The 14,636-nt window shown below is 38.5% G+C and carries 14 protein-coding genes; 1 reads left to right on the top strand and 13 read right to left on the bottom strand.

Annotation, left to right across the window (positions count from 1 at the left end):
• Positions 1-73: 73 nt before the first annotated feature.
• The 11 genes from MHI22_RS22490 to MHI22_RS22440 form a co-directional block, all read right to left on the bottom strand.
• Positions 74-1,354 (bottom strand): RNA polymerase subunit sigma, encoded by a 1,281-nt coding sequence (locus MHI22_RS22490; protein WP_340812666.1) that lies wholly within the window; start codon positions 1,352-1,354, stop codon positions 74-76.
• Positions 1,351-1,884: an RNA polymerase sigma factor SigX gene (gene sigX / locus MHI22_RS22485; RefSeq protein ID WP_036127894.1), complete on the bottom strand. Its 534-nt coding sequence runs from the start codon at positions 1,882-1,884 to the stop codon at positions 1,351-1,353. Before sigX ends, MHI22_RS22490 begins: the two co-directional genes overlap by 4 nt.
• Positions 1,885-1,962: 78 nt before the next feature.
• The gene (locus MHI22_RS22480) at positions 1,963-3,738 is read right to left on the bottom strand and encodes an ATP-binding protein (protein WP_036127897.1); all 1,776 of its coding nucleotides are present in this window, start codon (positions 3,736-3,738) and stop codon (positions 1,963-1,965) included.
• Complete coding sequence (locus MHI22_RS22475; RefSeq protein WP_004232215.1) at positions 3,731-4,447, bottom strand: response regulator transcription factor; 717 nt, start codon at positions 4,445-4,447, stop codon at positions 3,731-3,733. Before MHI22_RS22475 ends, MHI22_RS22480 begins: the two co-directional genes overlap by 8 nt.
• 115 nt (positions 4,448-4,562) lie before the next feature.
• The gene (ccsB, locus tag MHI22_RS22470; RefSeq protein WP_036127900.1) at positions 4,563-5,744 is read right to left on the bottom strand and encodes a c-type cytochrome biogenesis protein CcsB; all 1,182 of its coding nucleotides are present in this window, start codon (positions 5,742-5,744) and stop codon (positions 4,563-4,565) included.
• Entirely contained in the window at positions 5,741-7,417 is a 1,677-nt protein-coding gene (gene resB / locus MHI22_RS22465; protein ID WP_036127902.1) for a cytochrome c biogenesis protein ResB, read from the bottom strand. Before resB ends, ccsB begins: the two co-directional genes overlap by 4 nt.
• A 13-nt stretch (positions 7,418-7,430) precedes the next feature.
• Positions 7,431-7,964, bottom strand: a complete 534-nt coding sequence (gene resA, locus MHI22_RS22460) for a thiol-disulfide oxidoreductase ResA (protein WP_036127905.1) — start codon at positions 7,962-7,964, stop codon at positions 7,431-7,433.
• 334 nt (positions 7,965-8,298) lie between these two features.
• Complete coding sequence (locus tag MHI22_RS22455; RefSeq protein WP_036127908.1) at positions 8,299-9,030, bottom strand: pseudouridine synthase; 732 nt, start codon at positions 9,028-9,030, stop codon at positions 8,299-8,301.
• A 546-nt stretch (positions 9,031-9,576) separates the two neighbouring features.
• Positions 9,577-10,647 carry a D-alanyl-D-alanine carboxypeptidase family protein gene (locus tag MHI22_RS22450; protein ID WP_340812665.1) on the bottom strand — a complete coding sequence of 357 codons (1,071 nt, stop codon included), beginning with the start codon at positions 10,645-10,647 and terminating at the stop codon, positions 9,577-9,579.
• A 77-nt stretch (positions 10,648-10,724) separates the two neighbouring features.
• A complete protein-coding gene (gene scpB, locus MHI22_RS22445; protein WP_036127911.1) occupies positions 10,725-11,318 on the bottom strand; it encodes an SMC-Scp complex subunit ScpB in 594 nt (197 codons plus the stop codon).
• The gene (locus MHI22_RS22440; RefSeq protein WP_058843273.1) at positions 11,290-12,069 is read right to left on the bottom strand and encodes a segregation/condensation protein A; all 780 of its coding nucleotides are present in this window, start codon (positions 12,067-12,069) and stop codon (positions 11,290-11,292) included. Before MHI22_RS22440 ends, scpB begins: the two co-directional genes overlap by 29 nt.
• A 55-nt stretch (positions 12,070-12,124) precedes the next feature.
• Here MHI22_RS22440 and MHI22_RS22435 point away from each other — a divergent pair, with 55 nt between their 5' ends.
• The gene (locus tag MHI22_RS22435; protein WP_036127917.1) at positions 12,125-12,631 is read left to right on the top strand and encodes a DUF309 domain-containing protein; all 507 of its coding nucleotides are present in this window, start codon (positions 12,125-12,127) and stop codon (positions 12,629-12,631) included.
• Here MHI22_RS22435 and MHI22_RS22430 read toward each other — a convergent pair.
• On the bottom strand, positions 12,628-12,999 hold the full coding sequence (locus tag MHI22_RS22430; RefSeq protein WP_036127920.1) for a GNAT family N-acetyltransferase: 372 nt from the start codon (positions 12,997-12,999) through the stop codon (positions 12,628-12,630). The genes MHI22_RS22435 and MHI22_RS22430 overlap by 4 nt on opposite strands.
• 199 nt (positions 13,000-13,198) lie before the next feature.
• Positions 13,199-14,518 carry a diaminopimelate decarboxylase gene (gene lysA / locus MHI22_RS22425; RefSeq protein WP_340812664.1) on the bottom strand — a complete coding sequence of 440 codons (1,320 nt, stop codon included), beginning with the start codon at positions 14,516-14,518 and terminating at the stop codon, positions 13,199-13,201.
• Positions 14,519-14,636: the final 118 nt, after the last annotated feature.

The raw sequence follows: 14,636 nt of genomic DNA, 5'->3' as shown, positions 1-14,636 counted from the left end.
TATGCATTGTAAAAAAAAATGGAGCATCCTCACCGAACAGGAATGCTCCATTTCTTATTGTTATTTTCTTTGACTAAGGCATATATTGCTTATTTGGCCCTACAGGCTTTGGTAAAAACATTTTTAAATCAAAGCCCTCCCAGCTTTCTTGGACAACATTATTTAGGCGTAATTGTTGGTCAAAGCTAGCAGCCGTTAACATCATGGCCTCAATCAGTTGTGTGGCACGAATCGGTTCCATTGATGTTAAATCAAGCGGGAGATCAAATGTAACGACTACGCCCTCTGCTTCCTCTGTGACCGTATATGATACGTTTTCAGGAACAACCGACACATAGACATCATCATTTTTATTTTTCATCAGTGTGAGCGCCTCTGTGACATTTGCAAATGTTTGACGGAAATCTGGTGATAAATATTCTGCACCTGTACCATCTTGATATATATAATAATTATAATGCTTGGCGTTCGTTAATGACATAGGTGGACTTGGCTCACCTTCTTGAGAAAACTCATAAGGTGTTCCATCTTCATTTTGAATCTCAACTTCTGTATATTCAGAATCAGAGAATGTATCCTCCAAAGTTCCTTTGTACTCATTGACAGTAGCAGAAGCAACATCATAGCTATTGTCCTTTGGCAACACATGGACAAGCTTATCGTCCTTCTCCTTCAGCTCACCTTTGTAAGGATGGTAATCAGTAAATCCTTTAGCTTTCTCATCTATTTGAGGCGCGTATTTTTCATACATCTGTAAAGTAGAAGGTTTTTCTGTTCCAAAATCCGTTGCTACTCGCTCATTTGGTATCACATACGTCATTGGTACACTTTCCGCATCTCGCCCTGCTAAGCCAATACGGAAAACGACAGCATCTTTCACATCTTCCTCATAGACAGATGACCGTAAAGATAACATGCGCTCATGCTCTGCTACGATAGGAGATTGGAGTGCTTCGTCTTGCGTAGCAGCCTCCTTTGGAGAAAGATCTTCCTGTAAAGTAGAATAGGTAGCCGTATCGGCAGTACTAGCTTGATCTTTATGTCCAACATCATTATTCATGACCATTGAGCCTACAAGTATCGTTAACGCAAAAACTGCTGCAATGCTCATAAAAATTGGCATTTTACGAAGCTTAGATCGTGTTGTTCGTTCTTCTCGGATGGAGGAATTGCTTTGCTTTTGTTCATCCTCTTTTGGTTGTTGTATCGCTTCTTGAAGGTAACTGTTATCCTGCAAGCGAGCATCTGCCATTAACCGATTTAATATGTCCTCTTTTGAACGGTGGTCAGAAAGCTTAGGGGCATTGTTCAATACATGTTCAAGCTGCTCATCATCAAATGGCTTATGCGTCATTGCCGTTTCGCCTCCTGTTCTCTAATCGGCTGTAGCTGTTGCCTTAAAAATTTTATGGCTCGATGCTGGGTCGTTTTTACCTTAGCTTCTGTCCAATCTAATATTTGAGCAGTTTCTGCAATCGATAAATCCTGAAAATAGCGCATAATAATGACCATTTTTTGGTCGCCTGTACAGTTTTCCAGTGCTGACGCTACTTGCATAAATTCATCACTGGCCTGTAGCATATCTTCCGGTGATGGTGTGGTTGAATGGAGCTGTTCCGTTTCCCAGTCAAAGAAATCAAGTGAATGCTTCTGGCGTACAGCCTGCTTTCTAAAATGATCAATCGCTACATTTTTGGCAATAGCAAAAAGCCATGTTTTCTCACTACTATTACCTGCAAATTGATCATATGAGCGCAATACTCGTACGTAAACTTCATGTGCTAAATCTTCAGCCAATGTACGGTTTTTTACTAAATATATTAAAAACTGGAACACGTCTTGGTGATATGCATCGTATAGTCGATGGAACACGGAGTCATTCAAAGCACTCCACCCCCGTTCTATAATATTTGTCGTCTTACATTCGTGAAAGTTACAGCCAATTAATAGCAATACATGTTATTAATCGAACGGTAAATAAAACGTGAAGGTCGTACCTTCTTTCAGCACACTGTCTACCATAATATTACCTGAGTGTGCCTTCACAATATTTCTCGCAATGGCTAAGCCGAGACCCGTACCACCTTTTGAACGGGTACGTGCCTTATCTGCTTTATAAAAACGTTCAAAGACATAAGGTAAGTCGTCATGAGGAATGCCGTGCCCTGTATCTTGAACAGATATTTTAGCGAATGTTGGTTCCTGCTCAACTTTTACAGTGACTGCTCCTTCATCCGTATGTCTAAGTGCATTATCTACTAGATTTGTGAGCACTTGTTCAATACGATCCTCATCGATATTAATCATGGCATCGTCATTAAATTCACTTTCAAACAATAGACGAACGTGTTTTTCCTTTGCAACCTGTGCAAATTTTTGAGTAATACGTTCAAATGTAGAATTAATCGGTAATTCATCTTTATACAGCGTCATATGTCCCGATTCCATGCGTGCTAAATCTAATAAATCTGTTACAAGACGCCCCATCCGCTTCGATTCATCATAAATGATTTTAGTAATCTCATTACGTTCTTCCTGATCCCGAATAAAATCATCATCCATTAATGCTTCAGAATATCCTTGCAGCATGGCAATTGGTGTCCGTAGCTCATGAGAGACATTGGCGATAAAATCGGATCGTAGTTTTTCTAAGCGATGTTGCTCAGTCATATCACGAATAACAGCCACAGCACCACGTATCATGTCACCACTATAAAGAGGGCTAATAGTAAATGTATAGTAGTTACCATCCATTTCAATTTCCTCTTCTAGTTTATCCTCAAACATTAGCACATGATCAAGCATATGATACAGCTCTGGAGGAATAGGTTTAGCACTTTGTGAGCCTTTATTGACGAACCATTTTTGCATAAGTCGTTCAGCTGGTGGATTACTTAATAATATTGTAAGGTCACGGTTAAATGTAATAACTGCATCTGTCATAGATGTCAAAATATTTGAAAGTTGTTCATTTTCTTGATTGATGACCTCTAAGTTATGCTTTAATTGACGGCCCATTTGATTGAAGGCAACAGCAAGTTGACCAATTTCATCATTTTGAGTTGTTGGCATTTTCGCTTCAAAATTACCCTTCGCAATTTCAAAAGCCAACTCTCGCATTTTTCTAAGTGGTGACGTAATACGTGAGGAAAGGAAAAACGCGAAGAATGTCGTCAGCACAAATGCAATGAAAGCCGCCAAAAAAACAATTTTCGTTGTTTCCTTAGACGTTTTATGTAGTGCATCTGGGCTTTGATAGATGAAGACAGCTCCGTGTACTGCATTTTCAACATTTAATGGGAAACCTAGCACGACATAAGATTCCATTTTTTCTTGATCTGTCGAAGAAGGCATCATCATTTCTTTCGTAATAGGTTCATCTGATTGAAATACTTCTCGAAACGATTTATTGGCTAAAATGGTCTCTTGTATTTCTTTTTTGTTGACACCCTCCTGCATGGCAAAGGATACTTCAACATGATTGATTGCAATTAATGCATTGGTTCCTGTAGGTAAGATATCTTTTAATAATTCCGAAGTAGATTCCGCTGTTTCATTGTCATCCACTATACTTGCTACTGTTGCAGCTGTTTGCCGTAAAGATATTTCGGCTTGCTGCATATGATAGTTTTGAAGAAATTCAAGCATCAATACCGTGAAAACAAATAATACAAATGAAACGAGAAGCAATATGGTTACCCATAGCTTCCCGACAACACTATTCCATATTCTATTCATTGACAACCTCAAATTTGTATCCAACGCCCCAAACCGTCACAATCATTTTAGCAGCGTTTTCAGAAACTCGGTTGAGCTTTTCACGTAAACGTTTTACGTGTGTGTCAACTGTACGTAAATCACCAAAGAAGTCATAATGCCAAACCTCTTTTAGTAATTGTTCACGGTCAAATACTTTGTCTGGCGATTTTGCTAAGAAGTATAGTAATTCATACTCTTTCGGTGTTAAATTAACCTCAATGCCCTCTGCCGTTACACGGTGTGCATCATGATCGATCATTAAATGCTGGAACACTACTAAATCTTTTGAAGAAGAGGCATTTGTCGTTGGTGAGAAAGCCTGTGAACGACGTAAAATAGCTTTCACACGTAACACAACCTCACGAGGACTAAATGGCTTTACAATATAGTCATCTGCGCCAAGCTCAAAGCCTTGTACACGATTCGCTTCCTCGCCCTTTGCAGTTAATAAAATAATCGGCGTTGCTGCGCGTTCTCGAATTTCCGCACACACTTCTAGCCCGTCTTTTTCAGGCATCATAATATCAAGTAAAATACAGTGATACTCTTTTTCTAAAGATTTTTCGATCGCTTGTTCACCATTTTCTGCCTCGTCAACAAGGTATCCTTCTCGCTCTAGGTACATTTTTAATAATCGGCGAATACGATCCTCATCGTCTACTACTAATACTGAAATATTTTCTGACACTTTCACGATCCCTCTCTTCCAATCTTTCTCTAACTTCTATTGTACATGGTGTGACACATATTGAAAAGAAAAGAAAGCCTCTTCGCCACAGCGAAAAGGCTTGTTATTTTACAAGTTATGCGTAAGAGTGTAAACCTGCAAGAATTAAGTTAACAGCAATTAGGTTAAATAAAATAATTCCGAAACCAATTAATGCCAACCAAGCAGATTTTCGACCTTCCCAGCCTTTTGATAGACGTAAATGTAGGAATGCTGCGTAGAATAACCATGTAATAAGAGCCCATACTTCTTTTGGATCCCAACCCCAGAAACGACTCCAAGCAATTTGTGCCCAAATCATCGCAAAAATTAAAGCACCTAGGGTAAATACAGGGAATCCTATCAGCACCGAACGATAACCAACTTCATCTAATAATTGCAAATTAACGCGTTTAACAAGTGGTTGGAAAATGGCACTAATTCGACGACGAGCAATTAAACGAATTAATAAATACAAGATTGACCCTACCAATAATGACCAAAAAACAGTTGTTAATTTTTTGGCATTAATTAATGCAGGCATTTCTACTAGCGGTGACATGCCATGTTCTTCAACTGCTTCATACTCATTCATACCGAAAATTGGCGGTAAATTGTAAATAATTTTACGAGTAGTTCCTTCTTTATCCACATAATTATAGCTAGACTCATAATCCATAGCACCGAATGTAGATGTCACTGCGACAAAACCAACCACTACTACAAGACAGTACATCACGGCTTCTAACCAAAAACGTTGTTTAGAAGGCTTTGTTAAATCGACTACTTTTAATAAATAAATGAGCCCTGCTACAGCACTAATGGCTAAAATAGATTGCCCTAATGCTGCTGTGATAACGTGTATCGTTAGCCAATGACTTTGTAACGATGGTACTAACGGACTTACTTCTTTCGGGAACATTGCTGCATAGGAGATGATTAATAATGCAACAGGCAATGCAACTAGCCCAAGTGCAGTCAAACGATAAATAAAATAAATTAAAATAAACGCGCCAACAATGAACATACCAAAGGCAGTCGTAAATTCAAACATATTACTTACTGGTGCATGTCCTGTATAGATCCAACGCGTAATAAAATAGCCTAGCTGTGATAAGAAACCAATAATGGTTACCACAATGGCAAGCTTGCCCCATTTGCCAGTATTTTTACCAGTAGCATTTGCTTGCTTAATTGAACCACCAAATAATAATGTCGCAACTAGATAAGCAATAAAAGCTACAAATAATAGGTTTCCACTTATGTCAATCAAACTCATAAGGTGTTGTCACCTTCCTTTTCTTTAATGCCACCATTCGTGGACTCTTCGCCAGCCTCATCTTTCTCTAACTGATCTTGATACGGAGGCAATGCAGCAAATGTTGTAACAGCATCTAAATCCTTTTTCATGCTGAACATATTTTTGTTAACATGGGCAGCCATTAACACACGGCCATCTGGTTCCACTTGAATCCATAAACGTCTGTGATTCCAGTAAGAACCAATAACAACACCAATCATAAAGATGACGCCCCCAACAAATAAGATAGGAATTGTACGATCTTTACGTACTGTAATACCTGACATATCACGCATTTCTGCTGCTGCAAATTTCATTCTGTATTTATTTTCACCAAGTGGCTCTAAAGGAGGTTGCATAATTTCAACAAAGCTCACTTCGCCTTCAGGTGTTTCTGGTGTTGTCATTTTAAATAAGAATGCTGGGTTATTTGGAATGGATGTTTTTGTTTGTGGCTCACCATTTTCAAATCCATCAAAATCTGGTGTATAAACAAGAATTTGAACGGAAGAACCATTACCTAAATCATATTCCTTTTTTGGATTTGTTAAATCAATTTCCACCTTACCAAGTGATTGTTCAGTCGTTTTATTGATTAATTCGAAATTCATTTGCTTTAATTCATTTAAACGATAATCCATTTGGTAAAGCGCAAAGCCATCTTCCTTTAAAGGATGGTTTACACGAATGGAATAGTCTTTTACTTTTTCTAGATTATCTGTGTCACCTGGCAAAGCATCTTTAGGCTGCTTATATAGTGTAATATCTGTTTGGAAATTTTTCGCAACAACATTTACACCCTGCTTTACTTGCTCACCCTGTGGTTCATTATCATGTGTCTCTAAAACAAAATCATTGTTTTCAATGAAATAACCGTCCATGCCAGTAATCGCACGTGTCTCGCCCTCACGTACCCAGATTGATTCATCAACATAGAAACCTGGCACCAGACGTAGCATGACCCCACCTAAAAAGATAATGAGACCGACATGGTTTATGTACGGACCGTAACGAGAAAAGCGTCCTTTTTCAGCTAAGAGAGCGCTACCATCTCGACGAACAGAATATCTCATCTCAGACATTTTTTGTGCCACTTTATCAAGCGTTTCCTCTGCGCCTGCTGTCACTTGTCCTTCTGCAACAATGCGCTGACGCTTCATAAAGCTTTCATGTCTTTTCACACGTTGATTCTTCAATGATTTATAAAGTGGTATTCCCCGGTCAAGACTTGCCACAATAATGGATACAGCAAGCATACCAACTAAAATTTGGAACCACCACGAGCTATATAAATCTGAAAGGCCTAACGTATAATAAATTTTACCGAATGTACCATAAACGTCTGCGTAATAAGCTCCCTTCTCCAAATCAGAAGCTTTCACGTAAAACTCTTGTGGTAGTAATGTTCCGATTGAAGCAGCAATTAATGTGATAATAATTAAGGATATACCGACTTTAACACTTGAGAAGAAATTCCATATTTTATCAATAAATGACTTGTTATATGTTTTAGAGCGAATGGCCATACCATCGTAGCGCATATCAACTACTTTATTTTGCTGTTCTTCTTCGGTTAAAGGACGACCACATTTCTCACAAAGCTTCGTGCCGTATGGGTTACTATGACCGCAAGCACAAATGATTTTTTCCATCGTCATATACTCCTTATTCCGGCTTCACTAATTCCATGTACGAAGCGATATTTTCCTCCGTCATTTCACCTGTAATAATCTTAGTCACTTTGCCTTCAGGATCAATTAATACTGTAGCAGGTAATTGACCTACATTATAAGCAGTCATAACACTTTTCGTTTTGTCGATCACTACTGGGAATGATAAACCATACCGATCAACAAAATTCTGCACTTCAAAATCAGTTTGAGCGATATTGACCGCTAAAGTTTGTACACCTTGATCTTTAAATTCTTGATACTGATTGTCCATCGCAGGCATTTCCTTCTCACAAGGCTTACACCAAGTTCCCCAGAAGTTTAAAAATACCCCTTGTCCTTTATAATCCGACAATTTATGTTTTTCACCGTTTAAATCTACTAACGTGAAGTCAGGTGCTTCAGAGCCTACTGCCACTAACTCTACTTTTTCCTTTGTCGCTGTTCCATATACTGTGTACCCGATTGCCAACGCTAGCAGTGCTAAGATGACCGTTCGCAGTACGAGACGCTTTTTCTTTTTCTCCAAGTTAATAAACCCCCTATCAATTACGGCTTAGCGTAAAGTTTGTAAACGCGAAGCTTTTACCTAATGCAGACCCAATGAACTTTTTCATTTTATACACGTCTTTAATTATGTAAAAACTTCTTTCAAATTGACGTCAACAATACCAGATTGTATGTGTAACAGTTCTTTTGAACAAACTGTTACTAGGTGTACTATTCTCACCTATTATAGCAAAATGATACAAAAACACTTAGCTATTAATTATGAATGATTTATGAACGAATTCACCATAAAGAAAGTGTAAACACCCAAATAATACCTATTGTGGTATCTACTTTCTTTTGGCAAATGTTCTTTAATCAAGCTTTCCAGTCTCCGCTAAAACACGTAATTGCTTGACTTCATGCTTTGATAATTCACGGTATTCTCCTGGTGTAAGGCCGAATAAATCTAAGAATGCAAAGCGTTCACGTTTTAATTTGACAACAGGTGTCCCAATGGCTTCAAACATACGACGAACTTGGCGATTGCGTCCTTCATGAATCGTAATTTCACAAATGGCTTTGCCTGCTTTTTCGTCAAAGGATGTCATACTAACCTTAGCTGGAGCTGTTTTCCCATCCTCTAATTTAATCCCTCTTTGAAGTTTTTTAAGCCCTTCAATTGTTGGAATACCTTTGACACGCGCGATATAGGTTTTATCAATTTTAAACTTCGGATGTGTCAACATATAGGAGAATTCCCCATCATTTGTCAATAATAATAATCCAGATGTATCATAATCAAGACGACCAACTGGGAAAATACGTTGCGGAATATGGTGAAATAAATCTGTGACAGTTTTGCGTCCTTTATCATCCGTCACAGCCGAAATTGTTCCACGTGGTTTGTAAAGTAAATAATATACCTTATCTTCCTTTTCCAATTTCACACCTTCTACTTCAATTGTATCAGAATTAGAAACCTTCGTTCCTAACTCACGAACAACTACACCATTAACTTTTACTTTGCCTTCTACTATCAATTGCTCTGCCTTGCGCCTTGAAGCAACTCCTGCATAGGCAATGACCTTTTGTAATCTTTCCATTTTTTCACCTCTAGTTTTCTTTCACATTGACACTTTCGTCATCATTCGGTTTCGCTCTAATGAATAGGGTTATCTTTCCCGCTAATCTGTGAAAATTATGTCATACTTTTAAGCATTATTAAAGAAAAACAAATTTCACATTTTTTAATTGAGTATTCCAAATTATTTCTCATTCACAAATTTCTTATCATTTGCACCTACATTTTACGTTCCTCATAACCAGTATACTCATTTGGCAAAAAAGCGAATCGACTTAAAAATCTTTATTTTAACAGACAAGAAAGCTATCATTTTGTTAGTGTTTGCTCAATTGTTAAAACATCTTGTAGCACAAAAAAATTTTAGCATGTATTGTTACGTCAGCTTTTTCTATATTGATTTACTCACCTTTCTTCCAAGCAGTTAGTTGTCTAGTAATGCAGATTATAGGAGCACGAAAGAACGGCTCAAAATAAAAGCATATTGCACTGAATCACTTGGCTGTTTATGCTATAGTCATCCGTCATTTAGCAGAGATTCCATACTAAAAAAATCAGCAAATCGTTTTTAACGATCTGCTGATTCAACTTTTACTGGAGTTGCATAAATACGCTCTTCACCAATAAAGATCGACAAGACAGCTTCTTGACGTTTTCTTGATACATGTAAAACTTGCCGCACCTGTTCTTTTTCTTCTTTATTTAATTGTAGGCGAACGGGCTCTTCTAATCGAATAGCTAACTTTTTGTTGACGTTGTATTTGCCCTTCTTCACTACGGTTTCAAGGCTATAGTCTTGCCATACTCTATTCGATAAACCTCGATGTACATTCCAATCATCGGATTCATTTAAAGTGACAACAATGCAGATTTGCCCGTCCTTTTGAAAGGCTGTTGCTAGTGTACGTCCAGCAACCTTTGTAAAGCCGGTTTTTCCAGCGAACGCAGTGCCAGTCGCTGATTTTAAAGAACTAACAGGCTGCTCCGTTTCATCATCTATATGTGCAGCCATCCCTGAACCTTCTCTTAATAATCGGTGTTTATTTTCCCAAAGCATTCCGTTTACCGTATTCGCCCGATAAAGAATCGTTGAAGCAATTTTCTCAAATGTTTTATTTTGCAAAGCAAGTCTTAACATCTCAGCAGTATCTCTTGCTGACGATAAATGCTCATCATGATGAAGACCAGAAGGGTTCATAAAAACCGTGTTAGTCAGACCTGCAATCACAGCTCTTTCATTCATTAATTTGACAAAGCCCTCCACAGAACCCCCTACGTGTTCTGCTAAAGCGGTCGCAGCATCATTGCCTGAACGCAGCATTAAACCGTACAATAACGTTTCGACTGTTACTGTTTCACCAGCCTGTAAATAAATAGAACTCCCCTCAGCCATAGCAGCATTCGGTGATATCACAACTTCATCTCGCAGGTCACTATTTTCGATTGCAACAAGTGCTGTCCAAATTTTTGTTAGGCTAGCAATAGGTAAGCGTTCATCGCTATTAGACCCTATTAAAACGCGGCCTGTAGCACCATCTAAGACAGCATAGCCACTTCCCCCTCTGGCAAAGCTAGTTTGAGGAAGCATTACCATTAATATCATGAGCATGAACAGTGTTAAACGAAATAACCGAAGCAACGAGCCACTCCTTATTTAATGTGATAGGAAAATATAGATTCATATTTATGTTGAAGGCTACGCATTATACCTAATCATTATTTTGCACTGCTAAATGTCTCTTGGAACTTTGTCATAAATAAATCTGTTTCTTGTTCTGTTTCAACAAGATCCTCTTCAGGTAGAGGCGGCATTTCTTCAATAGTATTTAAGCCAAAATAATGTAAAAATTCTTTTGTCGTTCCATATAGTATGGCACGTCCAGTTCCTTCTGAACGCCCTACCTCTTTAATTAATCCTCGTGACACTAATGTTTGAATTGGTCGTTCACACTTTACACCGCGCAAATCTTCTATTGCTACACGTGTAATGGGCTGTTTGTAAGCCACTATCGCCAGCACCTCCAAGGAGGCTTGGGATAGGGATTGTGCCGTTGGATTCTCTACTAATCTTTGAATCGTATCAGCAAACTCAGATTTTGTAATGAGCTGATAAACGCCTGCAATTTCCTTCACAGTAATGCCTCTTGCTACATCTTCGTCAAAGGCTTCTCTCAATGCACTCATCGCCTGAACAATCAGCTCTTCCTGTTCTCCTAAAAGTTGCGATAGCTGTTTAATCGTTAAGCCATCATCTCCAACAACGAATAATAAGGCTTCAATTCTACTCTGTAACATCAAAGTTTTCGTCATCTTCCCATTCCTCCTTCTGCAAGGTAACCGTTAATTCTTCAAAGTTACCATCTTGTTCTACGACGACGACCTGACGTTTCATCAGTTCTAGAAGGGAAACAAACGTCAGAATAAGTGTCGGCTTATCTTCATAGGGAAAAAGCTCGAAAAATGATGCACGTCCACCTGTTAAACGTAAAGAATCAACAACAGAACGCATTTGATCTTTTACTGATCTTTCCTGCCTCGCTACTGTCGTTTTTAGTGGTTTCTTTAATTTTTTGCGACGCATCAATTTTTGAAATGCTCCAAGCATGTCATAGATGTTCACATTTAAATCAAATAAAGCCATTTGTTCATCCGAGGCCAACCCTGTTAAATCAGCTGGTGGCCTTGTAAATACTTGTGATCGATCCGTTTCAAGCTCTTGCAAATTACTGGCTGCTTCCTTATATTTTTTATATTCAATTAAGCGTTGCACCAGTTCTTCACGAGGGTCAGGGCCGTCCACTTCTAATTCTGCGTCTTCCATTTCACCTTCATGAATCGGCAATAGCATGCGGCTTTTAATTGCCAGCAATGTTGCTGCCATTACTAAATATTCACTTGCTTCATTTAATTCCAGTACTTGCATTGCATGTATATGGTCGATATATTGTTGTGTAATTTCAGCCATTGGGATATCATAGATATCAATTTCCAATCTGTGAATTAAATGCAATAATAAATCAAGAGGCCCTGAAAAGGCTTCTAATTTTACTTCATAAGACATTATTTTACCACCCTGAGATTCTATGTTCTTTTAGTATAGTGGAAAGGAGTCCAAAATGCATCCACAGCATCATACTTTATTTATAGATTACTGTGCTTATTTTAATGGCAATCAAGATTTTTTTGAATGCCATGAAGTGCTGGAGGAATATTGGAAGGAAATTGCACCTGGTGATAAAATGCATCCGCTTGTTGGCTATGTGCAGCTTGCAACAGGTTTCTATCATTGGCGACGTGGTAACAATACTGGCGCTATACGAATTTTAGAAAAGGCACTTCATAATTTCCAAGAAAATGAAGGCCATATTTTTTTCCAAGAAATTGATTATCAGCAACTCCTAACACAAGTAACAACGACCCTTATTTCGTTGAAAACGGGCAATTCCTTTCAAGCTATCCAGCTCCCTCTCTCTCCCAATTTGCTGGAGTTAACGATTGCACGTATACAGCTCTTGCCTTCTAGTAGTTCAAACTATCTTCTTCATAAACATATGCTACGAGATCGCTCACATATTCTTGCAGAGCGGCAAGAAAGCAAACAAAGAAAAAGCAGACGCTGTTAATCGTCTGCTTTTTCATCTTTACAATGGATACATTTTTGAACCAAGCTCCGTGTTGCATCGGTAGCACGTACACTTTCATATTGGCCAAGTTCTGCCACTTCTTGAAGCATTTCCGTTGCTACGCCTTCACCCCTATAGGAAGGGATCACCGATACATGCTGGATGGTAGCTGTATTATGCTCATCAATGACAAGCCCAACAATGCCAACATATTCATCATTCTTTTTCCATAAATATAAAACCCAATTATCGTCATTTTCATAGGAGTGGATGGTCTCTGTAAGCTTTTTTACGTCTTTTTCATTAGGCATAAATGAAAGTAGCCCCATTGCTATTTTCTCTAAAGCTTTCTTATATCGAATTAACATATTTGTCTATTCCCTCTTTTTCTAGCTGTACATAATCTTTGACTATCCTACACGATTTGTACTTTTACCGCAAGCCAATTTCTGTCTTACGAACCAGGTCCGAGAATACCTTTAGACGCCAACACCCAATAGACAACGCCCCACAACAAAATAAAAGTTGAAATGGACGCTAGTAATACCCACTTATTTTTCCTCAAATTTACTCACCCTTTTTTAAAGTTAGCGGGAGATCGTTTTGCACAATATCTTCATAACTTTCGCGGCGAATAGCTAGTTGATGCTGTCCATTTTCTACAAATACAACAGCAGGTCTTGGCACACGGTTATAATTACTAGCCATCGAATAACCATACGCACCTGTACAGAATACGGCTAACACATCGCCTGAAGCAGCATCTTGTAGTTTCGCATCAATAATTAATTTATCGCCAGATTCACATAATTTACCAGCCACTGTATAGAGTTCGTTTTTCGGCTCATTCGCTTTACTTGCAATGACTGCCTCATACTTAGCATCGTATAATGCTGGGCGGATGTTATCACTCATCCCACCATCAACCGCAATATATTTGCGCACATCTGGCACTGTTTTTTGTGAACCGATTGTATAAAGAGATGTTCCTGCATCACCTACAAGTGATCGACCTGGTTCAATCCAAATTTCTGGCATCTTCAGTCCAAGCACAGTTGCTTTATTTTTCACAACTGTTATCATATCCTCTACATAAACTTGTGGTTCCAGCGGTGCATCTTCTTCAGTATAACGAATACCAAAGCCCCCACCTAAGTTTAACACAGTACACGTAAATTCGTGAGTCTTGTTCCAATCAGAAATTTTGTCAATCAATTTTTCTCCAGCTAAGCCAAAGCCAGCAGTATCAAAAATTTGTGAGCCAATATGACAATGTAAGCCAAGTAGCTCTAGGAATTCATGGTTAAATGTTTGTTGGAATGCTTCATCCGCTTGACCATTGTTTAAGTCAAAGCCGAATTTTGAATCTGCTTGACCTGTCGTGATGAAATCATGCGTATGTGCTTCCACACCTGGTGTAACACGTAATAAAATACGCATTTTTTGCTGACGGCGCTCCGAAATTTCTTTTAAAAGCTGTATTTCATAGAAATTATCTACAACCATACATCCAATCTTGGAGTCAAAAGCTAGCTCTATTTCAGCAATGCTTTTATTATTACCATGGAAATGAATGCGCTCTGCTGGGAAGCCTGCCTTTAAGGCAGTAAATAACTCCCCACCAGATACAACATCCAAGGATAAATTTTCTTCTGCTGCTAATTGATACACCGCTACACATGCAAATGCTTTTGAAGCATAAGCTACTTCTGCTTTTACGCCTAATTTTTTAAACGTATCGATAAAGCCGCGTGCACGCTTACGAATAAGTGCAGTATCATACACGAAAAGTGGTGTACCATACTCTTTTGCTAGCTCTAGTGTGTCTACCTGTCCAATTGTTAAATGACCATCTTCAGAAATCGCTTGTGTTCCATATAAATGCATGTGCATCTCTCCCTTTTCACATCGTTCCATCTTGTTATTTTCACACTTTGTAGGGACTTTCGTGGCATCCCATCAAGTAATTATTTCCATAAAAATATTAAAAGAAAAATGTATATAC

The sequence above is a fragment of the Lysinibacillus sp. FSL L8-0312 genome, from assembly GCF_038003285.1.
Taxonomy (GTDB): Bacteria; Bacillota; Bacilli; order Bacillales_A; family Planococcaceae; genus Lysinibacillus; species Lysinibacillus fusiformis_D.
The sequence above is the reverse complement of the archived record's forward strand: the minus strand, read 5'-3'. Positions and strand labels throughout refer to the sequence as shown.

Bases quoted from the DNA above. Each gene is read 5' to 3' on its own strand.
- MHI22_RS22490 (WP_340812666.1), bottom strand. From the start codon at position 1,354: ATGACGCATAAGCCATTTGATGATGAGCAGCTTGAACATGTATTGAAC.
- MHI22_RS22480 (WP_036127897.1), bottom strand. From the start codon at position 3,738: ATGAATAGAATATGGAATAGTGTTGTCGGGAAGCTATGGGTAACCATA.
- ccsB (WP_036127900.1), bottom strand. From the start codon at position 5,744: ATGAGTTTGATTGACATAAGTGGAAACCTATTATTTGTAGCTTTTATT.
- resB (WP_036127902.1), bottom strand. From the start codon at position 7,417: ATGGAAAAAATCATTTGTGCTTGCGGTCATAGTAACCCATACGGCACG.
- MHI22_RS22455 (WP_036127908.1), bottom strand. From the start codon at position 9,030: ATGGAAAGATTACAAAAGGTCATTGCCTATGCAGGAGTTGCTTCAAGG.
- scpB (WP_036127911.1), bottom strand. From the start codon at position 11,318: ATGACGAAAACTTTGATGTTACAGAGTAGAATTGAAGCCTTATTATTC.
- MHI22_RS22440 (WP_058843273.1), bottom strand. From the start codon at position 12,069: ATGTCTTATGAAGTAAAATTAGAAGCCTTTTCAGGGCCTCTTGATTTA.
- MHI22_RS22435 (WP_036127917.1), top strand. From the start codon at position 12,125: ATGCATCCACAGCATCATACTTTATTTATAGATTACTGTGCTTATTTT.
- MHI22_RS22430 (WP_036127920.1), bottom strand. From the start codon at position 12,999: ATGTTAATTCGATATAAGAAAGCTTTAGAGAAAATAGCAATGGGGCTA.
- lysA (WP_340812664.1), bottom strand. From the start codon at position 14,518: ATGCATTTATATGGAACACAAGCGATTTCTGAAGATGGTCATTTAACA.